A 26,075-nucleotide genomic window follows, 5' to 3' on the forward strand; every position below is an offset into this window, starting at 1 on the left:
GTCAGTATTGCGAAAGGGCGGATAATCCGCCCTTTTCTTTTGTTGTTAATTCCACGGCATAATCGGCACGGCGCTCAGCGCGTTCTTCGGCGAACCCTCGACTACTTTGTCAGAATAAGCCAGATACGCCAGGGTATTGCGCTTCGCATCATAAAAACGCACTACCTGGAGCTTTTTAAATACCAGAGAAGTGCGCTTCTGGAATACCACTTCGCCCTGCGCCTTACCGGTTTTAATTTTCTCGCTAAGCTCTACCGGCCCAACCTGCTGGCAGGAAATGGCCGCATCAGCCGTGTCTTCAGCAAGTCCTAAACCGCCCTTGATACCGCCGGTTTTAGCCCGGCTAATGTAACAGGTCACATTCTTCACATCCGGGTCGTCAAAAGCTTCAACAACAATTTTATGATCCGGTCCAAAAACCTTGAACACCGTGTCCACTGAACCGATTTGTTCGGCAAAAACGTTCTGAGACAACATCAACAATGCGCCCGCTGCGGCTAAAACTTTATATTTCATATTGTTACCATTAATGAAGATTACCCCGGTTGACTATTCATCCTTTGAGGAAAAAGTCGTTTAATATCACGTTATTAATCAAATCATCCGAAGGACAAGCTGATTTTGGCACAACTTGCTAAAAAAAACTCTGAACGACCAAAGAACAAAAAATGCTATTATCCGGCCATAATTTCGGCACCCGCTCTGTCAGGATGAGGATATTTTATGGATCAGGCTGCGATCATTCGCGATCTGCTTACCTGGCTGGAAAGCCATCTGGATCAACCCCTTGCGCTGGATAATGTGGCGGCAAAGGCAGGCTATTCCAAGTGGCATCTACAAAGGATGTTCAAAGACGTTACGGGGCATGCGATTGGCGCCTATATCCGTGCGCGTCGCTTATCAAAATCCGCCGTGGCGTTGCGCCTCACCGCTCGTCCTATTCTTGATATTGCCCTTCAGTATCGTTTCGACTCGCAACAGACGTTTACCCGCGCCTTTAAAAAACAGTTCGCCCAGACGCCGGCATTATATCGCCGTTCACCGGACTGGAGCGCTTTTGGTATGTGTCCGCCTCTGCGTTTAGGCGAGTTTAACCTTCCGCAGGCTCATTTTGTTACTCTGCCGGAAACGCACCTGGTTGGCGTCACACAGAGTTATAGCTGCACGCTTGAGCAAATTTCAGATTTCCGTAACGAAATGCGCATTCAGTTCTGGACGCAATTCCTCGGCAATGCCCCTACGCTCCCGCGCGTGTTGTATGGTTTGCACGAACCGCGCCCCAGCATTGAGAAGGACGACGAGCAGGAAGTATTTTACACCACAGCGCTGTCGCCGGAAATGGCCAACGGCTTCCTGCCGGATTCTCATCCGGTCATGCTGGAAGGGGGTGATTACGTTCAGTTTAACTATGAAGGGCCGGGCACCGGGCTTCAGGAGTTCATTCTGACAGTCTACGGCACCTGTATGCCGTCACTGAACCTGACCCGTCGCAAAGGCCACGATATCGAGCGCTTCTTCCCGCAGGAAGAAGCTCGAGTTGAAGATAGACCGCTGCAAATCCGTTGCGAATATTTAATCCCGGTACGTCGTTAACGCTGCAGTTCGTCTAACGCAGGGGCGTCTAAATGCGAGATGTCCCCTGCCGTTTCAACCACCCAGCCTGGCGCAAGCCACGGGCTTTCCTGATGGTCGACACGCGAGATAGAACAGTTTCGCAAACGCAAACGGCGCTCTGCCCAGGCCGGTAAGCCCAGAATTGTACTCACCAGACAGCCCAGCGCCATACCGTGGCTTACCAGCAATGGACGGCTGCCGGCAGGGAGGTCGCGACAGGCATTGAGCGCTGCGTGCATACGGTTGCTCATTTCCAGCATCGATTCCCCTTCAGGAATGCGGCCATCCGGCGTGCCGTTTACCAGCAGACGACGCCAGCCCTCTTCTTCTTCGCTTAGCGTGTCCAGATGTCGGCGTTCGAGCACGCCCATATCCAGTTCACGCAGACGTGCGTCAAGCGTTACATCGCACCCACAAGCCTGCGCGATAATCTCTGCCGTACGACGCGTACGCCCTAAATCACTGGCGATAACATGAGTAATACCAAGGGCTTTCACACGTTCAGCCACTTGCCAGGCCTGACGTTCCCCTTTTTCAGTCAGCGCGCTGTCTGACTGGCCCTGAATGCGGCGCTCCGCATTCCACTGCGTTTCACCATGGCGAACAAGGTATACCTGTAACATGCTTTTTATCCGTTATACTGCTGCAACAAAAAATCTTTAGAGTTTCAGTGATTATGTACCATGTTGTCTGCGCCACAACCAATCCGTCCAAAATTAATGCTATTTTGCAGGCATTTCACGATATCTATGGTGAAGGATCCTGCCATATAGAGTCTGTTGTCGTCGAGAGCGGCGTGCCGGAACAGCCATTTGGAAACATTGAAACGCGAACTGGCGCACGAAGCCGCGTCATAAATGCCCGGCAGGTTCGCCCGAAAGCGGATTTTTGGGTCGCGATTGAAGCCGGGATAGACGAAGGCAGCACGTTCAGTTGGGTGGTTATTGAAAATCAGGCGCAACGCGGTGAAGCGCGTTCAGCAACGCTGCCGTTACCGGAAGTTATTCTGCAGAAAGTAAAAGCGGGTGAAGCGCTTGGCCCGGTTATGTCGGAATACACTGGCATCGATAAGATTGGCCGCAAGGAAGGCGCGATTGGGGTGTTTACCGCCGGGAAGCTCACGCGTAGCAGCGTTTATCACCAGGCGGTAGTATTAGCTTTGAGCCCGTTCCACAACGAGATTTACCGCTAGTCGCCTTTGCGTAATAGCTCCTGCTCCAGCCAAAGACAAAGTTCCGGCGGCGCGGATTTCAGGCTATTCGAACCACGGGTAATAGTAGCAATACCGGCGCCAAGCTCATTTTTAAGCTCGCGCTGGCTCATTTCACCTTTCAGTAACTCTTCGATAATTCTTACGCGAGTCCCCAAAGCGGCGCGCTCATCGGGCGTGAGTAATAGCGCTAACAGCGGCAGGTGAAGCTGCTTATCAAAAGATTTTTGCAGCAAATCCACAAAGCGAAGCCACTCCTGATTACTTTGCTCGGCCTGCTCCGCCGAGTATTGAGAGAGCTGAGTCATGTCAGGCCACCATACTATTTAACTAGTACAGCAGCATAACATAAACTCCCTCAAATCAATAACGCCGTTGCCACTCCGCGTCCGTTAACAATGGGTCTGATTTACCCATGAAATGCTTATAGTACGCGTCATAAGCGAGCACGTTTTTCACATAGCCGCGCGTTTCGGAGAACGGAATACTTTCCACAAAAGCGACTGCGTCAATGCGCCCTGCGCTGTTGCCAAGCCAGGTTCTGACTCGTCCGGGCCCTGCGTTATAAGCCGCCGATGAGAAAATACGGTTGTTTCCAAACTGCTGATAAACCGACTCCAGATAGGTCGTACCAATATTGATATTGGTATCCGGGTCCAGCAGTTGATTCGGGCTGGAATACCCAGCAATGCCAAATTTACTCACGGTGTGCGCAGCCGTGGCCGGCATCACCTGCATCAGGCCGCTTGCCCCCACCGGCGAGCGCACTTTCGGATTCCACGCGCTTTCCTGACGGGCAATAGCCATCGCGTAACTTTGCGTAATATCTTTGCCGCTGACATAGCGCGCGAAAGTATTTTTGTAGGCCAGCGGGAAACGCTCTTCGAGATGATCCCACAATTTACCTGCGATCGTCGCCTGAACGCTCAGATCCCACCAGTTTTGATCGAATGCATAACGCGCCAGCCCTTCCTGCTCGGGTTTGCTGCGGCTGGTGATCAAATTCGCCCATTCACTGCGAGCGGTGTTATCCATGCCCCAGTACATTAACTCGCGCACGCGTGCCATTTCCGGCCCCTGCACCAGCGCCGGGTTTACCGCAGCGGCTTTATCCACGCGCAGAGGATAATCTTCCCCCAAACGCTGTGCTGCGATCATTGGATAGAAACCACGCTGCTGCGTGAGCGAGCGCAGGATATCTTTCGCTTCATTTTCTCGCCCGCGCTCAAGCAGGAGATCGGCCTGCCAGTAGCGCCACTCATCTTTTTCTTTCGCTTCCATCGGCAAACGCGCAAGCCAGGTATTCAGCCCCGCGCGATCCCCTGCTCCCAGCGCCATACGCACGCGGCGTTCAACCAGCGTGGTGGACTGCGAACGCATGATCACATCATCGCGCCAGTTGGCTTGCTCAGAGGTGATATCGTTGCCCATCAGACGCCAGGCAACGGTTTCTTTCAGCTCCTGAGCCTGATCTTCGTTAAGCTGCTGGGCCTGCACCAGAGAAGGGATCATCAGTCGTGCATTTTCCGCATCCTGGCGCGCAATACGGGTAAACGCTACCGCCGCCGCCTGGCGAGTGAAGTCTGTCGCCCCAACGGTGCGGGCGAATGTCAGCACCGTATTCGGATCGTTTTGCAGGCTGATAAGCGCGCTGGCAATGGTCTGGTAATCCGCAGGCATCTGGTTCGCCAGATTCACCACCAGCGAAGTATTACCTTCTTTCATCGCCAGACGAATACGTTCCAGGTAAGCCAGAGGATCCTGCGTTCCGGATGACCGCCATGCCGAGAACAGACGATCGCAGCTCGAAGGTAAATTCTTACCGCTCAGCCACAGCTCTTTCGCTCCGCTCCACGCGGCGTCCGCCTGGCCGGTATTCCATTTCGCGTAGTAGTAATTACATTTTGATTCTGTGGTGCCCGGCGCCTCCGGACTAAAGGCCAGCAATCCGCGCCAGTCTTCACGACGCGCCAGCTCATTTACAAAACGGGATTTCAGCAATCGCGCCGGAGGCAACGTTGGGTTCGCCTGGATAAACTGGCTGACGGCCACCGTCGGCTCATTCATTAAATCATCGGTGAGCAGGCGATATTGCAGATAAGGATAGAGCGGATAATCCTGCAAACCGGGCAGCATCTGCTGCACCACATCCATTTGCTTGTTATCCCATGCCTGTTTGATTTGTGCATATCGGTTGCGTTGTTCGTCGAGCGAATCAGCCCGAGCCACACCGGCGAGCGTTGCCAGGCAAACGCCTGCAGCCAACATACGCCATACAACTTGTCTGGATTTCCCCACAAGTTCTCCTCACATGTATCAAGGCGGCATCATGCCGCCACGCAGATTAATGACAAACCTCATGGCTTGCGAAGTTCTGAAAGATGTCACCCGAAAAATTAACGGAAAAATCAATTTATTGATTTTCGGCTGATGACCACAAAAAAGGAAAAACCACGTTTTTTCTTTTTTGTCAGCAATCTCAGGGCGGCATCATGCCGCCACGTCATCTTCATGCTAACCAGGGGGCGCTCGTTGCGCCACGCCCGATGAAGATATTTTGCCAATAAACGCTTTAAGCGGGTTTTGGGTAACACAACCCGCGTGCCCTGCTGGGATTAACTGCTGAAAACGGCTACACTTCGCCACTGATACGCTACTCCTTAAATCACGAAAAAGAGGCGAAGTCGCACTGTGGCTCAATTCGTTTATACCATGCATCGTGTCGGCAAAGTTGTTCCGCCGAAACGTCATATTCTCAAAAATATCTCGCTCAGTTTCTTCCCTGGCGCCAAGATCGGCGTGCTGGGTCTGAACGGTGCCGGTAAATCCACTCTGCTGCGCATTATGGCCGGCATTGATACCGAGATTGAAGGCGAAGCCCGTCCGCAACCTGGTCTGAAAATTGGTTACCTGCCTCAGGAACCGCAGCTCAATCTTGAGCACACGGTTCGTGAGTCCGTTGAAGAAGCTGTTTCCGAAGTGGTTAACGCGCTGAAAGGTCTGGATGAAGTGTACGCGCTGTACGCCGAACCGGATGCTGACTTTGATAAGCTCGCAGCCCAGCAAGGCAAGTTCGAAGAAATCATTCAGGCGCATGACGGCCATAACCTGAACGTACAGCTTGAGCGTGCAGCCGACGCGCTGCGTCTGCCGGACTGGGATGCGAAAATCGCGAACCTGTCCGGTGGTGAACGCCGCCGCGTAGCGCTGTGCCGCCTGCTGCTTGAAAAACCAGACATGCTGCTGCTCGACGAACCAACCAACCACCTGGATGCGGAATCCGTGGCCTGGCTTGAGCGCTTCCTGCACGACTTCGAAGGCACCGTTGTGGCGATTACCCACGACCGTTACTTCCTCGACAACGTAGCGGGCTGGATCCTGGAGCTTGACCGCGGCGAAGGTATTCCGTGGGAAGGCAACTACTCTTCCTGGCTTGAGCAAAAAGACCAGCGCCTGGCGCAGGAAGCCTCCCAGGAAGCGGCGCGCCGTAAATCTATTGAGAAAGAACTGGAGTGGGTCCGTCAGGGCGCGAAAGGCCGTCAGTCTAAAGGCAAAGCTCGTCTGGCTCGCTTTGAAGAACTCAACAGCACCGAATACCAGAAACGTAACGAAACCAACGAACTGTTTATTCCACCGGGCGCACGTCTGGGCGATAAAGTCGTTGAGGTTACCAATCTGCGCAAATCCTACGGCGACCGCCTGCTGATTGACGATCTGTCCTTCTCCGTACCGAAAGGCGCGATTGTCGGCATCATCGGTCCGAACGGCGCGGGTAAATCCACTCTGTTCCGCATGATGTCCGGTCAGGAACAGCCTGACAGCGGCACTATTGAGCTGGGCGAAACCGTGAAACTGGCTTCCGTCGATCAGTTCCGCGACGCGATGGACAACAGCAAAACCGTGTGGGAAGAAGTCTCCGGCGGCCAGGATATCATGCGTATCGGCAACACCGAGATGCCAAGCCGCGCCTATGTGGGCCGCTTTAACTTCAAAGGCGTTGACCAGGGCAAGCGCGTTGGCGAACTGTCCGGCGGTGAACGCGGTCGTCTGCACCTGGCGAAGCTGCTGCAGGTTGGCGGCAACATGCTGCTGCTCGATGAACCAACCAACGACCTGGATATCGAAACCCTGCGCGCATTAGAAAACGCCCTGCTGGAGTTCCCGGGCTGTGCAATGGTTATCTCGCACGACCGCTGGTTCCTTGACCGTATCGCCACCCACATTCTGGATTACCAGGATGAAGGAAAAGTTGAATTCTTCGAAGGCAACTTCACCGAATACGAAGAGTACAAAAAACGCACTCTGGGTGCGGATGCGCTGGAACCTAAGCGTATTAAGTACAAACGTATTACTAAGTAACGAAAACGGGGCGCACAAGGCGCCCCATTTTTTTAAGCAAACAGGCTACCCCTGCTCGCCAATCATATCCTTCACCAGCTCAACGCAGCGCAGGAAGCGGGAATCGTAGTCAGATTCTTCAACGTGCACGTAGCTGATGTTGTTCTCTTCAAGCATCGATACCAAAAGATCCTGGAACGATTTCCTGTCCGCGTCGCTGCCCAGGCTTCGTAAACCGTCGGCTACCCAGGGCGTGTTGTTCTCAAGCAGGATAACCAGGTCAAAACGGTATTCGTCGATAAGCGCCTGCACGAATGGATGCTCGCGGCCTTCATATTTCTTACAGAAAGCCTGAGTGGTGACAAAATCGGTGTCGATAAAAGCCACTTTATTGGCGTATTTCACCGCAAAATCGACGTACTGAGCATGTCCGATGGCGATTTTGTCATAGTCGGAATACTGCAGCGCCATCTCATCGCCGCCGAGATGCGAGAAGACATAATCCCGCCCGTATTCCCAGGCGCTGGTGGTGTTGAAGATATTGGCAAGCTTATTGACCATCCACGACTTGCCGCTCGACTCCCCGCCCAGAATCGCCACGGTTCTGACAAAGAAGGGTTTTACCTCGGTTGGAATATATTCCCAGTAGCGGAACGGGTTTTCGCGAATCTGCCCGCCGCTGATATTCATAAAGGTACGTTTCGGATCGATAAGCACGGTTTCAATGCCAAGCTGCTCCGTAAAACGCGGCGCATCGCTCTCTTCCGAGGTGTAGATACGGTCGGCATTGATGCCTTTGCTTTCCATAAAAGCTTTAATGCCCCGGCTCCAGACATCCCAGCCGTGCGGATACGGCTCCATTCCTTCTTCGTTAAACGAATGGATACGGATGTTCTTCTGATATTTGAAGGTCTGTAGCAGCCAGCGCAGACGGTCGCCCGTGGTGGGCTGCTGAGACATGGCGCTGTCTTCAAACAACAACCGGTCGCGAGTTTCGTCATAGCCCATGATGATATGCAGCTCATCAACCTGGCTTGCGGCGCGCTGAATTAAATAGATATGGCCGGTATGCAGCGGATAAAACTTACCGAATACCACACCGACTTTTTTCTCGCGCCTTGGGAATTCCAGACCAAGAAAACGGTGCAACGCTTCGAGTTTCTGAGCGCTCGGGCTTTTGATTTTGGCGTTAAGTAACTGGCTAAGGTAGCCCTTGGTCATGCCGCAGGCTTCTGCGACCTGCTGCAGCGTAACGCTCTGCTGACGAATAGCGGTCTTCAGGTACTCGAAAGACGACATGCTGCCTGCCTCCTGCAAAAATGGGCGAATAATCAATTATAAGTCGTCAAAGACCGACAGCGCATCCGAGAGTTTTTTCACGCCGAAAACCTGCATCCCTTCCGGTATTTTTTTCGGCACGTTAGCCTGTGGAACAATCGCTCGCTTAAAGCCGTGTTTTGCTGCTTCTGAGATGCGCTCCTGGCCGCTTGGCACGGGGCGAATTTCTCCCGCCAGCCCCACTTCGCCGAAGACCACCAAATCCTGCGGCAGCGCCCTGTTTCGCAAGCTGGAAACCATCGCCAGCAGCAATGCCAGATCGGCGCTGGTTTCGGTAACCTTCACGCCGCCGACGACGTTTACGAAGACATCCTGATCCGCCATCTGCAGCCCGCCATGGCGGTGCAGCACGGCGAGCAAAATAGCGAGACGGTTTTGCTCAAGTCCCACGGCGACGCGGCGTGGGTTGGACATCATTGATTGATCCACCAGCGCCTGAATTTCTACCAACAGCGGGCGCGTGCCTTCCCAGACCACCATTACCGAACTGCCCGGCGTGATTTCATCGCCGCGGCTTAAGAAGATAGCGGAAGGGTTGCTGACTTCACGTAGCCCCTGTTCCGTCATGGCGAATACGCCCAGTTCGTTTACCGCGCCAAAGCGGTTTTTATGACTACGCAACGTGCGGAAGCGCGAATCGGCATCGCCATCTAACATCACCGAACAGTCGATGCAGTGCTCAAGCACTTTTGGACCGGCAAGCGAACCGTCTTTGGTCACGTGGCCAACCATAATAATCGCCACGCCCCGAGTCTTGGCGAAGCGCGTAAGGTAAGCGGCAGATTCACGCACCTGCGCCACGCTGCCCGGCGAAGATTGTACATCCGCCATGTGCATAACCTGGATGGAGTCGATAACCATCAGCTTCGGCGCTTCTTCTTCAGCGATCGTGCAGATTTGCTCGATGCCGGTTTCCGAAAGCATGTTCAGATTCGCGGTCGGCAGCCCTAAACGATGGGCGCGCATAGCAACCTGCTGCAAGGATTCTTCGCCCGTGACGTACAGCGTTTTCATCTGCTCGCTGAGTTTGCACAGCGTTTGCAGCAGCAGCGTTGATTTACCGGCGCCTGGGTTGCCGCCAATCAGAATAGCGCTACCGGGTACAACGCCGCCGCCCAGCACGCGGTCAAACTCTTTGAAGCCGGTTGAGAAACGCGGCAGCTCTTCGAGGCTAATTTCAGAGAGCTTTTGAACCCGGCTGACCCCTGCGCTGCCCGCGTAGCCAGATAAGCGTTCGTTACGCGCAACGGTTGGCGAGGCGGCAATGCGCACTTCGGTGATGGTATTCCAGGCATGACAGGCGCTGCACTGCCCCTGCCAGCGCGGATAATCCGCACCGCATTCATTACAGACAAATGCGCGTTTTGGAGCTTTCGCCACCTTAATACCTCTTAACGTTCTTCCTGAATCAGACTGCCGGACAGAATACAGAACACGCCCATCAAATCGGCATGGCGGATGGTCACTTCTGTCTTTTCATTCACTTTTGGCTTGGCATGGTAAGCAATGCCCAGCCCGGCGGCCTGAATCATGGGTAAATCATTAGCCCCGTCGCCAATAGCAACGGTCTGCTCGACGGGAATTTCATATTTCATTGCCAGACGTTTTAGCGTCTCGGCTTTAAACTGCGCATCGACAATCTGACCAACGACTTCGCCTGTCAGCTTGCCGTCGCAAATTTCGAGTTCATTTGCCACAACCGTGGTGAGATGCAGTTTATCGCGCAGATATTCTGCAAAGAAGGTAAATCCGCCGGAAGCAATGGCGACTTTCCAGCCAAGAGACTCAAGTTTTAGCACAAGGGACGTCAGGCCTGGCATTAACGGCAGCTCGTCGCGCACCTGGCGCAAAATCGACGCGTCCGCCCCTTTCAGGGTGCCCACACGCTGCTTCAGACTGGCGGTAAAATCCAGTTCGCCGCGCATCGCGCGTTCGGTTACTTCAGCCACCATTTCGCCCGTTCCGGCAAGTTTAGCTATCTCATCAATGCATTCGATTTGAATCGCGGTGGAGTCCATATCCATCACCAGCAGGCCCGGCGTGCGCAGATGGGGAATTTTTCCCAACGGGGCGACGTCCAGACCGGCATCATGAGCAAGCTTCGTCGCTCTTGGCGTTAATGAACCCGCGAGGCGAATAACCTGATAATCTTCCACACACCAGGCGGTCACGATAACCATCGCAGCGCCCAGTTTGCGCTGGTAGCGATTGAGACAGGCTTTATCAAGGTTCCGGCCATACAGGAGCCAGCCGCTGCGGCCCGCACGGTAATCCAGCGGCATCACTTCATCACCGCTGAGGGATAGCGGCAATCCTGGCCAGAGGGCAACATCGTTGGGCAAGTCGCACCAGGTCAAACTATTTGGCATTACAGCTCCTGAAAAAAAGATAAGGGCCAGAACAAAACAACGCATGAGGCTACCTTGTCCACGTTGCTTCTGGCAACATTAAAGTATGCAATTTTCCTAAGGCGCATTATGGCTCGAACTAAAATGAAATTCAGGCTACATCGTGCAGTGATTGTACTTATCTGCCTCGCACTTTTGGTGGCGCTGATGCAGGGGGCATCGTGGTTCAGTCAGGGCCACCAGCAGGCCCGAAACGTCCAGCTTGAAGAGCTGGCCCGCACGCTGGCGCGTCAGGTTAGCTTCAACCTGATTCCATTGATGAAATCCGAAAATCCGGATGAAAAACGCATCAACACCATGCTGACTTTGCTCACCCGCGACAGCCGTATTCTGGATGCGGCTGTTTATGATGATGAAGGCGATCGGGTGGCGCGAGCCGGCGAAGGCATAGACGTGCGCGACCGTCTGGCATTGGATGGCAAAAAAGCGGGCAGCTATTTTAATCAGCAAATTGTCGAGCCTATTGTCGATAAAGACAGCCCCATCGGCTATCTGCGCATCACGCTTGATACTCATAGCCTGCCTACGGAAGCCAAACAGGTGGATAACACCACCAACATTCTGCGCCTGATGATGCTGCTGGCGCTGGCAATTGGCATTGTTCTGACCCGCACTCTGTTGCAGGGCAAACGCACCCGCTGGCAGCAGTCCCCTTTCCTGCTCACCGCCAATACCGAAGTGAAAGAAGACGAAGAAAAGGATTCCTGATATGTCGACGTTACGCCTGCTTATTTCTGACTCACACGATCCCTGGTTTAATCTGGCCGTGGAGGAGTGTATTTTCCGCCAGATGCCCGCCACGCAACGGGTGCTTTTCCTGTGGCGCAATGCCGATACCGTGGTCATTGGCCGTGCCCAGAATCCGTGGAAAGAGTGCAACACCCGACGCATGGAAGAAGACAACGTGCGGCTGGCGAGACGCAGCAGCGGCGGCGGCGCTGTGTTTCATGACCTGGGCAATACCTGCTTCACTTTTATGGCAGGCAAGCCGGAATATGATAAAAGCGTTTCCACTGCCATTGTGGTTAACGCGCTGAATTCGTTGGGCATAAGCGCCTCGGCCTCCGGGCGAAACGATCTGGAAGTGCTGACGCCGCAAGGCGCTCGTAAAGTCTCGGGATCGGCCTACAAAGAAACAATGGATCGCGGTTTCCACCACGGCACGTTATTGCTGAATGCAGACTTAAGCCGTCTTGCGAACTACCTTAATCCGGACCCGAAAAAACTACAGGCGAAAGGCATCACCTCCGTTCGCGGACGCGTGACCAACCTGAACGACCTGCTGCCAGGCCTGACCTATGAAGATATTTTTTCGGCGGTGCGCGAAGCCTTCTTTGACTATTACGGCGAGCGCGTTGAAGCCGAGCATATCTCGCCGGATGCCCTGCCCGATTTACCTGCCTTCGCCGAAACCTTTGCCCGCCAGAGCAGTTGGGAATGGAATTTCGGCCAGGCGCCCGCCTTCAGTCACCTGCTCGATCAGCGTTTTACCTGGGGCGGCATCGAACTGCATTTCGACGTTGAGAAAGGCCATATTGACCGCGCGCAGATTTTTACTGATAGCCTGAACCCCGCGCCGCTCGAAGCGCTTGCCGCCCGCCTTCAGGGCTGCCTGTATCGTAGCGATATGTTGCAGCAGCAGTGTGAAACGCTGATCGCTGATTTCCCGGAGCAGGAAATGGAGTTACGGGAAGTCAGCGCGTGGATTGCGCAGACCGTGCGTTAAGCAAGGCGCTGGATATCCGCCTCAACGACATCGAGCTTGCGTTCCATCTTCCTGCTCAGCTCGCGAAACCCTTCGCTGACGCCTTGATTCTGGCTTGCTGCAAGCCAGAACTGTCGGGCTAACGGCAACATTTCCTGCCAGACATCGCCCGGCACTATCGGATCTATTTGCGGCGTATCAGGTTCTCTTCGCATGCTCCCGGCGCTGTTGGGAGCAAAGGCCATCGGCAGCATGTCATAGACCGGCGCTAAACGAAGCGGCATATCGGAAAGATAGAAAGACAGATTGCCCGCATGCATGTCGCTATTGGCAATCAATCTGCCAAACGCCCAGACTCGCTGAACCACACGCAGCGTTGCAGTTTCTATAACCTTCTGCGGGACTAATTCAGCCATCGCCGCTGGCCAGTGCAGCGGCCCGCTTGCAAACTCGCATTGCACAGCTTCAAGGGATACGATCCCCAGTCGGCCGCGCATGCCAATACAGTCAAAGCGGACAACCTCCAGGAATGCTTGTTGCTGTTGATTCACCAACACCCGAGCCCTGGATGCTGTAATGCCAGCCTGATTCAATATGTTTAGCGCCAGCGCCTCGGCATGAAGTAAATCCGCCCAGCGCCGACTGTTTTCATTGTGTACCGACGGGGTAAATTTAACGATAACCTGAGCAGGACCTGCTTCGGTTTGCGCATAGCAGGTGAACTTCGGCTGCTCTCCCCCCGCAGACGATCCCACGATATCTCCGGCTAAAGCGCTGTTTGCCATTTCGCCGTATACAGAAAGTTTGTCAGATTCAGGAATTGCCTGCGGCGCCGTTGCTTCAAACCAGCGGCGATAGCTTTCTTCGCCCACTAACCAGCCACCCAGGTTTTCTGGTGCCTGTCGGGAAAGCGCCAGCAAAACATCCTCTTCCTGCCATAAACGGATATCCTCCGGCAGGCCGGTTTGTTGCGCTAATCGCCGCCCCCATGACCTTCCCAAAAACCCCTGCGGACGCAAATCCGTTAAATACCATGGCAATCCATCAAACCACTGCGCAGTGCCGTTGTTGAGGATGACAAGGCAACTGCCCTGCGGCCAGATTGGGTAAAGCTCTCCGAAACGCCATGCCTTTCCTTCATGGTCTATTTGCCACAAAGGAAACTGACGAATCTGGCGCACGGGTCTTATCAACGCATATCGCGTCGCTCTGGCTTGCCCCGCTTTAATGATGGTTTGTTCAGCATTCACAAGGCGCGAAAACGTCGCCTGGCTAACGCCCAAACGCAGGCGCAGTGGGTTTGCAGCCTGCGGGCCCTGTAACAATAAGTCCGTCAACGCGCTCATGTGAATAGATTTGTGAATAGATACATGAATAGATTTATAGCGCTAAATAACTGAAGGGTAAAGCGAGATGGGATAAAAGCGAACTGATGGTGAATAGATACTTAAGTAAAAAGGGCGCTTTACGGCGCCCTTGCGGAATTACTCTTTGTCACCCAGCAATACGGATTCAAGAGCAATCTTGATCATATCGTTAAAGGTGGTCTGGCGTTCCGCCGCGGTGGTCTGCTCATGTGTACGGATATGGTCAGACACGGTGCAGATGGTCAGGGCTTTCGCGCCGTATTCCGCTGCCACGCCGTAGATGCCGGCGGCTTCCATTTCCACGCCCAGGATGCCGTATTTTTCCATTACGTCGAACATTTGCGGGTCCGGCGTGTAGAACAGATCGGCTGAGAAGATGTTGCCTACGCGAGCATCAACGCCCAGCGCTTTAGCCGCATCGACCGCGTTACGAACCATATCGAAATCCGCGATGGCTGCGAAGTCATGATCTTTAAAACGCAGGCGGTTCACTTTGGAATCAGTACATGCGCCCATGCCGATAACCACGTCACGCAGTTTCACATCAGCACGAACCGCGCCGCAGGAACCTACACGAATGATTTTCTTCACGCCGAAATCGGTGATCAGCTCTTTGGTGTAGATAGAGCAAGACGGGATGCCCATGCCGTGGCCCATTACGGAAACTTTGCGGCCTTTATAAGTACCGGTGTAACCCAGCATGCCACGCACGTTGTTCACTTCGCGCACGTCTTCGAAGAAAGTTTCAGCGATGTGTTTAGCGCGCAGCGGGTCGCCCGGCATCAGTACGACGTCTGCGAAATCACCCATTTCTGCATTAATGTGTGGCGTTGCCATCTTTGTTATTCCTTGATTTAAAGAGGTTCAGTTCGGGCGCAAAGCCTTGCGCCCGACAAAATCACAGCATGTTTTTGCCGTATTCCATATCGGAAAGACCGAAATATTTCGCGACGGTCTGGCCGATATCCGCGAAGGTTTCGCGGTGGCCAAGGGAACCGGCTTTCACTTTCGGGCCGTAAACCAGCACCGGGATATGCTCGCGAGTATGGTCGGTGCCTTTCCAGGTTGGGTCGCAACCGTGGTCTGCGGTGAGGATCAGGATATCGTCCTCTTTGAGCAGTTCCATCAGTTCCGGCAGGCGGCGGTCAAACAGTTCGAGGCCTGCGGCATAGCCCGCAACATCGCGACGATGGCCCCATGAGGAGTCAAAATCAACGAAGTTGGTAAACACGATGGTGTCGTCGCCCGCATCTTTCATCTCTTTGATGGTGGCATCAAACAGCGCGTCCAGACCGGTCGCCTTCACTTTTTTGGTGATGCCGACGTTGGCGTAGATATCCGCGATTTTACCTACGGAAACCACCTGGCCGTTTTTCTCTTCGACCAGTTTTTTCAGCACGGTTGGCGCTGGCGGCTCAACGGCCAGGTCGTGGCGGTTACCGGTACGCTGGAAGTTACCCGCTTTGTCGCCGATAAACGGACGCGCGATAACGCGACCAATGTTATAGCCGCCTTCGGTCAGCTCAACACGTGCGATTTCGCACAGTTCGTAGAGCTTATCCAGACCGTAGGTTTCTTCGTGGCAGGCAATCTGGAACACGGAGTCCGCAGAGGTATAGAAAATCGGCTTGCCGGTTTTCATATGCTCTTCGCCCAGCTCATCCAGAATCACGGTGCCGGAAGAGTGGCAGTTGCCGAGGTAGCCTGGCAAATTCGCACGCTCAACCAGCTTATCCAGCAGCTCCTGCGGGAAGCTGTTTTGCGTGTCTGAGAAGTAACCCCAGTCGAACAGCACAGGTACGCCTGCGATTTCCCAGTGACCAGACGGCGTATCTTTACCGGATGAAAGCTCGTGAGCCCAACCGTAAGCGCCAATAACTTCAGCGTTACCGTCCATGCCCGCCGGGATTTTACCGGTAGAACCTTCTGCGGCTTTAACCAGCCCCAGACGCGTCAGATTTGGCAGAGTCAGCGGCCCTTTGCGGCCGTGGTCCGCTTCGCCTTTTGCACAAGCTTCTGCAATGTGCCCAAATGTATCAGAGCCGACGTCGCCAAAGCGTTCAGCATCTTCAGTCGCGCCGATGCCGAAAGAGTCAAGCACCATAATAAATGCACGTTTCATAATTTCTCCTGCGTCTATGCGCCTGAAACGTCCGGGGACGTTTCAAAAAGTGATCGGATCAGTATGCCATTTATTGACTAATTCTGCGATAAACGACCGGCGTTTGTGTCGGCTGGGTATCGTTAACTTTGATTGCCGCTTTCACCGCGCGCGCCGCTTCCTGCCACTGCGCTTCGCTTGCTGCATGAATGACAGCCAGCGGGCGTGATGTGTCCACGCTATCGCCCAGGCGAGCCATTTCGGTAAAGCCCACGCTGTAATCGATAGTATCGGAAGCCTGACGGCGACCGCCGCCCATAGAGACCACCGCCATGCCTAAGGCCCGGGTGTCCATTTCGCCAACAAAACCAGCGCGATCGGCGTAAACGGCTTTGCTGAGCACGGCGGTCGGCAGGTACTTAGCGTAGTTTTCAACGAAGTCGGCCGGGCCTTTCTGTGCCGCGACCATCCGCCCGAAGATTTCTGCCGCTTTACCGTTATCCAGCACGGCCTGAAGCTTAGCGCGAGCTTCCGCATCATCTTTGGCGAGATTGCCGGAAAGCAGCATTTCTACACAAAGCGCCATGGTCACTTCCAGCAGACGAGGATTACGGTATTCACCTGTCAGGAACTGCACCGCTTCGCGCACTTCAACCGCGTTACCTGCGCTGGAAGCCAGCACCTGATTCATGTCGGTCAGCAGCGCGGTGGTTTTGACGCCGGCGCCGTTAGCAACGCCGACGATGGCTTCAGCCAGCTCGGCGGACAGTTCGTAAGTCGGCATAAATGCGCCGCTGCCCACTTTCACATCCATCACCAGCGCGTCCAGCCCTTCGGCCAGTTTCTTCGCAAGGATTGAACCGGTGATAAGCGGGATAGAATCTACGGTTGCGGTAATGTCACGCGTGGCGTAGAAGCGCTTATCCGCAGGCGCCAGCGAGTTGGTCTGGCCGATAATCGCCACGCCGACGTTTTTGATAATGTCGCGGAAACGGTTATCGTCCGGGAAAATGTCAAAGCCGGGAATCGCTTCGAGTTTATCGAGCGTGCCGCCGGTGTGGCCGAGCCCGCGGCCGGAGATCATCGGGATATAACCGCCACATGCCGCGACCATTGGGCCCAGCATCAGCGAAGTTACATCCCCCACGCCGCCGGTGGAGTGTTTATCCACAATTGGGCCGTTGAGATTAAGGCTCTTCCAATCCAGCACGGTTCCTGAATCTCGCATCGCCATCGTCAGCGACACGCGTTCCGGCATGGTCATATCATGAAAGAAAATAGTCATCGCCAACGCGGCAATCTGTCCTTCAGAAACGGTGTTGTCGCGAATGCCGTTAATAAAGAAACGAATCTCTTCGTCGCTTAACGGCAGGCCATCACGTTTTTTACGAATAATTTCTTGAGCGAGAAACAAGGTAACCCCCTGAGTTAATCAGGTAAATGCGGCGGTGAACCCGCCGCCGGAAGAGATTAATAGCTGCTGGCGCTTTTGCCGTCGCCGTGACCCAGCGCTTTTAACAGGCTGGCAAGCAGGCTGGATGCGCCAAAACGGTAGTGACGGGAATCCGCCCAGTCTGCGCCAAAGAGTTCATCAGCGATGGACAGGAATAGCGCCGCATCTTCTGCGCTGCGCACGCCGCCTGCAGGTTTGAAGCCAACGGTTTTTTCCACGCCCATATCACGAATAACTTCCATCATGATGCGCGCGCTTTCAGGCGTCGCATTCACCGGCACCTTACCGGTAGACGTTTTGATGAAGTCAGCACCAGCTTTGATAGAGATTTCAGAAGCTTTACGAATCAGCGCTTCTTCTTTCAGCTCGCCGGTTTCGATGATGACTTTCAGCAGCACGTTCGCGGCGGCACAGGCTTCTTTACAGGCTTTCACCAGGTCGAAACCAACCTGCTCGTTGCCGGCAATCAGCGCGCGGTATGGGAATACAACATCCACTTCGTCTGCGCCGTAAGCAATAGCTGCGCGAGTTTCAGCCAGGGCGATTTCAATGTCGTCGTTGCCGTGTGGAAAGTTGGTAACGGTGGCGATACGGATATCCGGCGTGCCCTGCTCTTTAAGAGTCTTACGCGCAATCGGAATAAAGCGTGGGTAGATGCAAATCGCTGCGGTGTTACCTACTGCGGTTTTCGCCTGATGGCACAGCGCGATGACTTTTTCATTAGTGTCATCGTCGTTCAGGGTGGTCAGATCCATCAGTTTCAGCGCGCGCAGGCTGCTTGCAGTTAAATCGGTCATAACGCTCTCCAACAAAAGATACAGAAGTCTCAGGCTTTCGAAACTCAACACGTTGGAGCGGACTTGGTTCCTTGAAGAGCAGAGGCAACGCTTGTCGCCATCACGTTGAGATCCATCTCACCGCACATTGCCGGTAGCAATGTTATAATTCTAACACTCACTACCCAGGCAATTTTGTGTTTCGCTTCACAAAAGCCAAAGGCGGAATTACATACTTTTCTCAGTATACGTGATTTAACGGACAAAATAACGCAATAAAATCGCCGGATGACCCTGAAAACGGCTGGCATCCCGCCAGCCGTTGATTTCCCGAAAATGTTAATATTCTAACATTACCAGCTTTCTGTTACAGCGCGAGGAAGACGCCTGCGATAGTTGCGCTCATCAGATTCGACAGCGTTCCCGCAGCCACTGCCTTCAGGCCAAGCTGGGCGATATCATGTCGACGGTTTGGCGCCATGCTGCCAAGGCCGCCAATCAGAATGGCTATAGAAGAAAGGTTAGCAAACCCACACAGCGCGAAGGAAATAATTGCTTTTGTATGGTCGGAAAGAACCTGCAAACCAGCCGCAGCAACGGTCGCGTCATCCTTGAGGTATTCACCAAAGTTCAGGTAAGCCACGAATTCGTTGATGATAAGCTTCTGGCCGATAAACGAACCTGCCACGTTTGCTTCACTCCACGGCACGCCGATAATCCACGCCAGCGGCGAGAATACCCAGCCCAGAATCAGCTCCATTGAAAGCTGCGGATAGTTAAACCAGCCGCCAATGCCGGAGAGCATGCCGTTAAGCAGCGCGATCAGCGCCACAAACGCCAGCAACATTGCGCCCACGTTCAGCGCCAGTTGCATACCGGAAGCAGCGCCGGAGGCGGCGGCATCCAGCACGTTCGCCGGACGGTCCGGATCGTTTTTCATCGACTCCAGTTCAGGCGCATCATTCGGCACTTCGGTTTCCGGCAGGATCAGCTTGGCAAACAACAGGCCGCCTGGCGCTGCCATAAACGACGCCGCAATCAGATATTCCAGCGGCACGCCCATTTGCGCATAGCCCGCCAGAACGGAACCGGCAACGGAAGCCAGGCCGCCGCACATTACCGCGAACAGCTCGGAACGAGTCATAGTCGCGATGTATGGACGAACAACCAGCGGAGCCTCAGTTTGTCCGACGAAAATATTCGCCGTGGCGGAAAGAGATTCGGTCCGGGAAGTTCTCAGCACCTTGCGCAGGCCGCCGCCAAGAATACGGATAACAAGCTGCATAATGCCGAGGTAATAAAGCACCGCGATCAAAGAGGAGAAGAAGACGATAATCGGCAGTACGCGCAGCGCAAACACAAAGCCGCCGCCGCCGAACACTTCAAACATTTTATCGGAAACCAGCCCACCGAAAAGGAACGAGATCCCCGCATTGCCGTAGGCAATCACGTTTGCGACCCCTTCAGACATAGCGAGCAGCACTTTGCGTCCGACCGGTACATAAAGGATTAACGCGCCAATACCGACCTGAATCAGCCACGCGCCCAGCACGGTACGCAAATTAATCGCTTTGCGGTTGCTGGAGAGTAAAACAGCGATCAGCAGCAGTACTATCATGCCGACCAGACCCATGAGGATTTGCATACGGTTTCCCTGTGTATTATATGGAAATAGAAAAGCGCAACGGCTTTCGCCTAACGCGCGGATTATAGCCGCAGGCGTTGAACAAATTGCCATCGCTATCACGTATTTCTACAAATCCAGAGAAACGTTTGTCTTATAAGGTGACCCAGATCACATCATTTTGCTGAATGATTACCAGCGGAATAATTTGTCTGCGTTGTAAATCAACGCGCTGGCAATTTCTTGCGCGGGTTCGGGGCGCAGTTCACACAGTGCTCTGAAAACATCTGCAACGCGTTCCGGGCGGTTTGGCTGACCCTGCGAGCCGTTAAGCGGCATGTCCGGCGCGTCTGTTTCCAGCAGCAATGATGAAAGAGGAAGACGCGCTATGACGTCGCGGGTTTTGCTGGCCCGGGGATAAGTAATGGTGCCGCCAACGCCGAGAAAATACCCCAGCTCAACAAACCGCTCGGCCTGTTGCAGGCTGCCGGCAAACGCGTGAACGACGCCGGTGCGCGGTAAATCGTGGCGTTTAAGATGCATAGCCAGTTTGTCATGGGTGCGGCGCGAGTGAAGGATCACCGGCAGTTCGTAGCGTTTGGCCAGTTTCAACTGTGCATCAAGAAGGGTTTCTTGCCTTTCAAACAGCGGTTCGTCCATGTAAAGATCGAGGCCAATCTCACCGATCGCCACCAGCTTTTCCGCGCGCTGTTTTAGATGATGCTCAAGCAACGCCAGAGAAGCGTCCTGATGCTTATAAATAACAATTGGATGCAGACCAATCGCGGCATACAGCGCGGGATGCTGTTCAGCCAGCGCCAGCACGGTAGCAAAACGCTCAGCTTCAATAGCCGGGACGATAATTTTCTCCACGCCCGCCCGTTGCGCTAACGCAAGGCTATGGGTTTCGTCGCCGGTAAAAGGCGAAAAATCAAAATGGCAGTGAGTATCGTAAAACTTAGCCATCACGCGGTGTCCTCGTTATTAAAAGAGGCGTCATTGGCTTCCGGCGCTTCCACCACGTTTTTGATCAAAGGCTCGTTCGCCACGACCGCAGGCGGCACAACCAGCGGCCCAGGTGTAACAACACGCGGGCGATGTCGTTTGATTGGCGGCTTCGCCGCCAACTGCCTGCCAACCGTGGCGAGGAAGTAACGACCGCACAGGCGTCCTGTTTTGTAATCGGCGTTCAGCGACGGCAGGCGGCTGCCCAGCGCGATACTCATCAGCGGCTTAGGGGGATAAATTTCAAAGATGCGCAGCTTGCCCGGCGGTTTTTCGATAAAGCTCTGAATATCGCGGTAACTCGCTTCGTGGTGTTGCACCAGATTCAGCAACGGTTGCAGGCTGCTGTCGCCCAGCCAGCGCTCCATGCGCTTAAACCATTCCGGCGTGTAATACATCTGCGAAGGAACGGTGCGGATAACTACCAACGTATCGGCGCCGAGGCGTGCGGCTTCACGCACCGGAATAGCATCGCTTATCCCGCCGTCCTGATAGCTGATGCCGTCGATATCCACGCCGGTACGATAAAACCCGGGAATAGCGCTCGATGCCTTGATGATATTCAGCCACGTATCGCTGGTCGGCGAGAAGTAGCCTGGCGAGTAATCATCGCTGCGGCATGCGCACATATAAAACTGCTTACCCGTCTCAAAAAGCTGGTCCGCATGGGACATGGAAAGCGGAAGTTTTGTGGACGTTGACTCAACAAGCCAGTCGAGGTCGATGAGGTTTCCTCCGCGCACAAAGCGCAGCGGATCGAAGAAGTCACGGGTTGTCGTAAAACGCGTAATCACTCGCCGCGCATAGCCTGGCTGGTTGCAGACATAAGCTGAGAGGTTTTGGGCGCCGGCGGAAGTGCCCAGGAAAAGATCGAACGGGTTAAATTCCGCGCGCATGAATTCGTCCAGAACACCGGCTGTGAAGATCCCACGCTGCCCGCCACCTTCGCAAATAATGGCAAGTTTACCGGGACTAAACGGGTTAAGTGCAAGCGGCGCAATATTGCCGAGCGTTACGGGTATACGTTGTCCCACCCTGCTTTCCTTTTCTATCCTTCTCTTTCAAGCCCTATGAGCGTTGGCTGCATTTTCTTGCCGCCTGGCCGTAACTCGAAATCTAAAGGTTATAAATTATTTTATGCCTTTCTATAAAATCCAGCCGAACAGAAACGCGAGAGCCAGTCATAAATGACTGGCTCTGGGGTCGGTCTCTTACTGTTATAGCATGTATAGCACGCTACGGACGTCTACGGCCCATAAACAGGCTGACCAGGAACAGAATAATACCTACCACGAAGACAATTTTTGCAGCACCCGCTGCGGTACCAGCAAGGCCACCAAAGCCCAACGCTGCTGCAATCAACGCGATAACCAGAAAAATAATGCCCCAACGAAACATAAGCCTCTCCTTAAACCATAGTGAACTCGAATCGCTTCTTAATGAGAGCCTTCAGGCTGCTCACTGGCGATATATGAGTAGCGGTAGTGCTGACTGATTCCCCCGGCCAACCCGGAGGAATAAGTTTCGGTTTGCTGCGATTATTCTACTTTCAGGTCGTTCTTAACGCTTTTCACGCCGTCTACGGCTTTAGCAATGCTCTCTGCACGTTCAGACTGAGCATTGTTCTTTACGTTCCCTGAAAGTTGTACAACGCCATCGGTGGTTTCCACTTTCACATTACGAGAAGGAACGATGTCGTCTGCTAATAGTTTAGCTTTGATTTCACTGGTGGTAGCAGTATCACCAGCATAACCGCTTACCGATTTGTCTTTAGCATCGCGGACGTGAAGCTTATCGCTCACGGAGGAGACGCCTTCAACGCCTTTAGCGACGGATACCGCTTGTTCAGCCTGAGCCTGGGTTTCGACAAAGCCGCTCAAGGTGACAACTTTTTTATCGGTTTTCACCGAAATATCGGTGCTTTTAATATTTTCATCGTCCACCAGCGCGGCTTTTACTTTCGCGGTGATGGAGCTGTCATCCATGAAATTACCGACTTTATTCATAGAGCTATCGATTTTTTGCCCTGCGGAGTCAGCCGTTGATTCAGTTTTGTTCAGCATAGTATCTTCTGCAAGAGCGGAACCGCTTGCCAGAACCGAACCCAGAACCACCGCCAGCAGAGTTTTTGAAATCTTAGTCGTAGTCATCGATTTATTCCTGTAAGTTTGCTCAGAATTTGAGCTCTAAGCCACAACGTGGCAGCTTTGCTGAAAAGGCGCTAAGCCTAAGCTTGCTCTCAGTCTGTGACTTTAGTGATAACCAAACCTTATGGCTTCTCGCCCTGTCTGATATCACGCCCTTCATGAGTTAAAGCAGTTATTAATATTGCAACAACAAATCTTCCCTGAAAAATATCCCGTAAAACCATCTATGGATGGGATATTTATCCATGCAATCTGCCATCACTTTGTTAAATATAGATCACAATCGCAAAATTGCATGGTGCGGGAGATTGAAAAACAGGCGAATGAAGGTGAAATGCGGGAAATTAAGAACAATCCGTAAGGGGTTAATAAGACAGGAAAAGTAGCAGGACGCGGCCGCCGCCGCGCCCTGAGAGGGGATTAATGCTCGCGAGTTTTACGGAACACGACATCCGGATAACGGTCTTGCGTCAGGTTAAGGTTAACCATAGTTGGCGCGATATACGCCAGGTTATCCCCGCCATCGAGCGCCAGTTGCACTTCGTTTTTGCGTTTGAATTCTTCAAACTTTTTCACGTCGCTGCATTCTACCCAGCGCGCCGTCGACACGTTAACGGACTCGTAAATCGCTTCAACGTTGTATTCGCTCTTAAGCCTTGCGACGACCACGTCAAACTGCAGCACGCCCACCGCGCCTACGATCAGATCGTTATTGGTGATGGGACGGAACACCTGCACCGCGCCCTCTTCAGAAAGCTGTACCAGGCCTTTAAGCAACTGTTTCTGCTTGAGCGGATCGCGCAGGCGAATGCGACGGAACAGCTCCGGCGCGAAGTTCGGAATACCGGTGAACTTCATCATTTCGCCCTGGGTGAAGGTATCACCAATCTGAATGGTGCCGTGGTTGTGCAGACCGATGATGTCGCCCGGGTACGCTTCTTCGACGTGGGAGCGGTCGCCTGCCATAAAGGTCAGCGCATCGGAAATCACCACGTCTTTGCCGGTACGAACCTGGCGCAGTTTCATACCCTTTTCATATTTACCGGAAACCACACGCATAAAGGCTACGCGGTCGCGGTGTTTCGGATCCATATTGGCCTGAATTTTAAATACGAAGCCGGTGAATTTCTCTTCCGCGGCTTTAACTTCGCGGCTGTCGGTGTTGCGCGGCATTGGCGCAGGCGCCCACTCCACAAGGCCATCAAGCATATGGTCAACGCCGAAGTTACCCAGCGCGGTACCGAAGAAGACCGGCGTCAGTTCCCCTTCAAGGAACAGTTCGCGATCGAATTCGTGGGAAGCGCCCTGCACCAGCTCCAGCTCATCGCGAAGTTGCGCCGCCAGCTCTTCACCCACGGCGACATCAAGCTCGGGGTTATTTAAGCCTTTTACAATGCGCACTTCCTGAATGGTGTGGCCTTTACCGGTCTGGTAAAGATAGGTTTCGTCTTTATAAAGGTGATAAACGCCTTTGAACAGCTTGCCGCAGCCGATAGGCCAGGTAATCGGCGAACAGGCGATTGAAAGTTCGCGTTCAACTTCATCCAGCACTTCCATCGGATCGCGAATGTCGCGGTCCAGCTTGTTCATAAAGGTAAGGATCGGCGTATCGCGCAGACGGGTAACTTCCATCAGCTTACGGGTACGGTCTTCAACGCCTTTCGCGGCGTCGATAACCATCAGACAGCAGTCCACCGCCGTCAGGGTGCGATACGTATCTTCGGAGAAGTCTTCGTGCCCTGGGGTATCAAGCAGGTTGACCAGGCTGTCGCGATACGGGAACTGCATCACGGAGGTGGTAATGGAAATACCACGCTGCTTTTCCATTTCCATCCAGTCGGATTTCGCATGCTGGCTGGAGCCGCGGCCCTTTACGGTACCGGCGGTTTGAATCGCCTGTCCGAACAGCAGCACTTTTTCAGTGATGGTGGTTTTACCGGCATCGGGGTGAGAAATAATCGCAAAGGTGCGGCGTTTCGACACCTCTTGCAGGTAAGGAGACAAAGTCATAATTGTATCTTCTGTGAATGCGCGCGGCCTTGGGCCACGCGGCTAGTGAACGTATTCTGGCGGCTATTTTACCCATCAGTATGGGTTTAACAATCAGCAATCATCAGCAGGATGACAAACTTTATACGATTGCGGACCGCGACGATCTCACCGGAATATTAACAAGGAAAATCAATTGATTGATTTTCGGCTGTCTTCTGCAAAGAAGAAAAAACCACGTTCTTTTCTTCTTTATTAATAATCTCAATCATGGCTTACACAACAGTTGCTCCAGTTCACCGAGTGAGGAAACCTGCCAGGTTGGATTAATTCCTTGCGGCAGGCTGCGCCCGTGGGCGTTTAACCAGCAGGTGGCAAGGCCGGCATTGATACCGCCCAGAATGTCCGACTCCGCGGTGTCGCCTACCATCATCACGCGATCGCGCGGCGGATTGCCCATTTGTTCGAAAGCATAATCGAAAATTCTGCGGTCCGGCTTGGCGATGCCCACCTGCTCGGAAATCACCAGCAGATCGAAAAAGTCCCGCAGGCCGGTGCGCTCAAGGCGGATCTGCTGCAGCGCAGTAAATCCGTTGGTGATGATACCGATTTTAACCTTGTCTTTCAGGGCATTAAGCAACGAAACCGCGCCCGGCAGCGGCGTGCAGATTTCAGCCATCGCATTCAAAAACGCGGCGTTCAAGTCGCCCGCCGGTACGTTCAGCCTTTCAGACCAGCCCTGGAAACGCTGGTGCTGCAGATGCAGCGCGCTGATGGCGCCGTTTTGATAATCAATCCAAAGAGGCTTGTTAACCGCCTGGTAATCCTGGAAATCGTCAGCCGTGAACGTCACGCTATAGTCGAGAAACATCCGCTGCAGGCCGCCGAACGCGTCAAAGGTAAATAACGTTTCGTCGGCATCAAATAAAATCCAGTCCCAGTTCATCAACACACCTTTTATCAATTAATACCCTGAATAATTCGAGTTGCGGCCAACTCT

General features: G+C 53.6%; 24 protein-coding genes. 5 read left to right on the top strand and 19 right to left on the bottom strand.

Translation table 11 applies throughout. From position 1 onward, the window contains the following. Positions 1–45: 45 nt before the first annotated feature. The gene (gene creA / locus MUA00_RS08610) at positions 46–516 is read right to left on the bottom strand and encodes a protein CreA (protein WP_271122687.1); all 471 of its coding nucleotides are present in this window, start codon (positions 514–516) and stop codon (positions 46–48) included. Between the two features lie 207 nt (positions 517–723). Here creA and robA point away from each other — a divergent pair, with 207 nt between their 5' ends. Further along, the gene (gene robA, locus MUA00_RS08615; protein ID WP_271122688.1) at positions 724–1,593 is read left to right on the top strand and encodes an MDR efflux pump AcrAB transcriptional activator RobA; all 870 of its coding nucleotides are present in this window, start codon (positions 724–726) and stop codon (positions 1,591–1,593) included. On the opposite strand, the gene gpmB is transcribed toward robA, so the two are convergent. Continuing rightward, positions 1,590–2,237 carry a 2,3-diphosphoglycerate-dependent phosphoglycerate mutase GpmB gene (gpmB, locus tag MUA00_RS08620; RefSeq protein WP_271122689.1) on the bottom strand — a complete coding sequence of 216 codons (648 nt, stop codon included), beginning with the start codon at positions 2,235–2,237 and terminating at the stop codon, positions 1,590–1,592. The genes robA and gpmB overlap by 4 nt on opposite strands. 53 nt (positions 2,238–2,290) lie before the next feature. Between gpmB and yjjX the strand changes: the two genes are divergently transcribed. Beyond that, positions 2,291–2,806 carry an inosine/xanthosine triphosphatase gene (gene yjjX, locus MUA00_RS08625; protein WP_271122853.1) on the top strand — a complete coding sequence of 172 codons (516 nt, stop codon included), beginning with the start codon at positions 2,291–2,293 and terminating at the stop codon, positions 2,804–2,806. Here yjjX and trpR read toward each other — a convergent pair. After that, entirely contained in the window at positions 2,803–3,132 is a 330-nt protein-coding gene (gene trpR / locus MUA00_RS08630) for a trp operon repressor (RefSeq protein ID WP_271122690.1), read from the bottom strand. The two genes, yjjX and trpR, sit on opposite strands and share 4 nt — an antisense overlap. Positions 3,133–3,187: 55 nt before the next feature. Then, the gene (gene sltY, locus MUA00_RS08635) at positions 3,188–5,122 is read right to left on the bottom strand and encodes a murein transglycosylase (protein WP_271122691.1); all 1,935 of its coding nucleotides are present in this window, start codon (positions 5,120–5,122) and stop codon (positions 3,188–3,190) included. A 393-nt stretch (positions 5,123–5,515) separates the two neighbouring features. Here sltY and ettA point away from each other — a divergent pair, with 393 nt between their 5' ends. Further along, on the top strand, positions 5,516–7,183 hold the full coding sequence (gene ettA / locus MUA00_RS08640) for an energy-dependent translational throttle protein EttA (protein WP_271122692.1): 1,668 nt from the start codon (positions 5,516–5,518) through the stop codon (positions 7,181–7,183). Between the two features lie 45 nt (positions 7,184–7,228). Here the strand turns inward: ettA and nadR are convergent, their stop codons facing one another. The 3 genes from nadR to serB are packed head-to-tail and all read right to left on the bottom strand — an operon-like array spanning position 7,229 to position 10,869. Then, on the bottom strand, positions 7,229–8,461 hold the full coding sequence (gene nadR, locus MUA00_RS08645; RefSeq protein ID WP_271122693.1) for a multifunctional transcriptional regulator/nicotinamide-nucleotide adenylyltransferase/ribosylnicotinamide kinase NadR: 1,233 nt from the start codon (positions 8,459–8,461) through the stop codon (positions 7,229–7,231). Between the two features lie 36 nt (positions 8,462–8,497). Then, positions 8,498–9,880: a DNA repair protein RadA gene (gene radA / locus MUA00_RS08650; protein WP_271122694.1), complete on the bottom strand. Its 1,383-nt coding sequence runs from the start codon at positions 9,878–9,880 to the stop codon at positions 8,498–8,500. Between the two features lie 11 nt (positions 9,881–9,891). Continuing rightward, complete coding sequence (serB, locus tag MUA00_RS08655; RefSeq protein ID WP_271122695.1) at positions 9,892–10,869, bottom strand: phosphoserine phosphatase; 978 nt, start codon at positions 10,867–10,869, stop codon at positions 9,892–9,894. A 108-nt stretch (positions 10,870–10,977) separates the two neighbouring features. Between serB and MUA00_RS08660 the strand changes: the two genes are divergently transcribed. Continuing rightward, a complete protein-coding gene (locus MUA00_RS08660; RefSeq protein WP_271122696.1) occupies positions 10,978–11,616 on the top strand; it encodes a YtjB family periplasmic protein in 639 nt (212 codons plus the stop codon). 1 nt (position 11,617) lies between these two features. Next, entirely contained in the window at positions 11,618–12,634 is a 1,017-nt protein-coding gene (gene lplA / locus MUA00_RS08665; RefSeq protein WP_271122697.1) for a lipoate--protein ligase LplA, read from the top strand. Here the strand turns inward: lplA and yjjJ are convergent. The 12 genes from yjjJ to yjjG all read right to left on the bottom strand — a co-directional run bounded on the left by yjjJ (position 12,631) and on the right by yjjG (position 26,021). After that, on the bottom strand, positions 12,631–13,959 hold the full coding sequence (yjjJ, locus tag MUA00_RS08670; protein ID WP_271122698.1) for a type II toxin-antitoxin system HipA family toxin YjjJ: 1,329 nt from the start codon (positions 13,957–13,959) through the stop codon (positions 12,631–12,633). The genes lplA and yjjJ overlap by 4 nt on opposite strands. Before the next feature lie 138 nt (positions 13,960–14,097). Next, positions 14,098–14,817 (bottom strand): purine-nucleoside phosphorylase, encoded by a 720-nt coding sequence (deoD, locus tag MUA00_RS08675; RefSeq protein WP_202301367.1) that lies wholly within the window; start codon positions 14,815–14,817, stop codon positions 14,098–14,100. Between the two features lie 61 nt (positions 14,818–14,878). Further along, complete coding sequence (gene deoB / locus MUA00_RS08680; RefSeq protein WP_271122699.1) at positions 14,879–16,102, bottom strand: phosphopentomutase; 1,224 nt, start codon at positions 16,100–16,102, stop codon at positions 14,879–14,881. Positions 16,103–16,172: 70 nt separating this feature from the next. After that, positions 16,173–17,495, bottom strand: coding sequence for a thymidine phosphorylase (gene deoA / locus MUA00_RS08685; protein ID WP_271122700.1), 1,323 nt, complete (start codon positions 17,493–17,495; stop codon positions 16,173–16,175). A gap of 56 nt (positions 17,496–17,551) precedes the next feature. Beyond that, the gene (gene deoC, locus MUA00_RS08690; RefSeq protein WP_271122701.1) at positions 17,552–18,331 is read right to left on the bottom strand and encodes a deoxyribose-phosphate aldolase; all 780 of its coding nucleotides are present in this window, start codon (positions 18,329–18,331) and stop codon (positions 17,552–17,554) included. A gap of 346 nt (positions 18,332–18,677) precedes the next feature. Further along, a complete protein-coding gene (locus tag MUA00_RS08695; RefSeq protein WP_271122702.1) occupies positions 18,678–19,955 on the bottom strand; it encodes a NupC/NupG family nucleoside CNT transporter in 1,278 nt (425 codons plus the stop codon). A 171-nt stretch (positions 19,956–20,126) separates the two neighbouring features. Next, the gene (locus tag MUA00_RS08700; protein WP_408639694.1) at positions 20,127–20,900 is read right to left on the bottom strand and encodes a TatD family hydrolase; all 774 of its coding nucleotides are present in this window, start codon (positions 20,898–20,900) and stop codon (positions 20,127–20,129) included. Beyond that, on the bottom strand, positions 20,900–21,973 hold the full coding sequence (locus MUA00_RS08705; RefSeq protein ID WP_271122704.1) for a patatin-like phospholipase family protein: 1,074 nt from the start codon (positions 21,971–21,973) through the stop codon (positions 20,900–20,902). The genes MUA00_RS08700 and MUA00_RS08705 overlap by 1 nt, the downstream gene beginning before the upstream one ends. A gap of 202 nt (positions 21,974–22,175) precedes the next feature. Beyond that, complete coding sequence (locus tag MUA00_RS08710; RefSeq protein WP_002437547.1) at positions 22,176–22,337, bottom strand: DUF1328 domain-containing protein; 162 nt, start codon at positions 22,335–22,337, stop codon at positions 22,176–22,178. A 140-nt stretch (positions 22,338–22,477) separates the two neighbouring features. Further along, positions 22,478–23,089, bottom strand: coding sequence for a molecular chaperone OsmY (osmY, locus tag MUA00_RS08715; protein WP_271122705.1), 612 nt, complete (start codon positions 23,087–23,089; stop codon positions 22,478–22,480). A 417-nt stretch (positions 23,090–23,506) separates the two neighbouring features. Further along, entirely contained in the window at positions 23,507–25,096 is a 1,590-nt protein-coding gene (gene prfC / locus MUA00_RS08720; protein ID WP_271122706.1) for a peptide chain release factor 3, read from the bottom strand. 247 nt (positions 25,097–25,343) lie between these two features. After that, entirely contained in the window at positions 25,344–26,021 is a 678-nt protein-coding gene (gene yjjG, locus MUA00_RS08725; RefSeq protein WP_271122707.1) for a pyrimidine 5'-nucleotidase, read from the bottom strand. Positions 26,022–26,075: the final 54 nt, after the last annotated feature.

The sequence above is a fragment of the Dryocola boscaweniae genome (assembly GCF_025215095.1).
Classification (GTDB): domain Bacteria; phylum Pseudomonadota; class Gammaproteobacteria; order Enterobacterales; family Enterobacteriaceae; genus Dryocola; species Dryocola boscaweniae.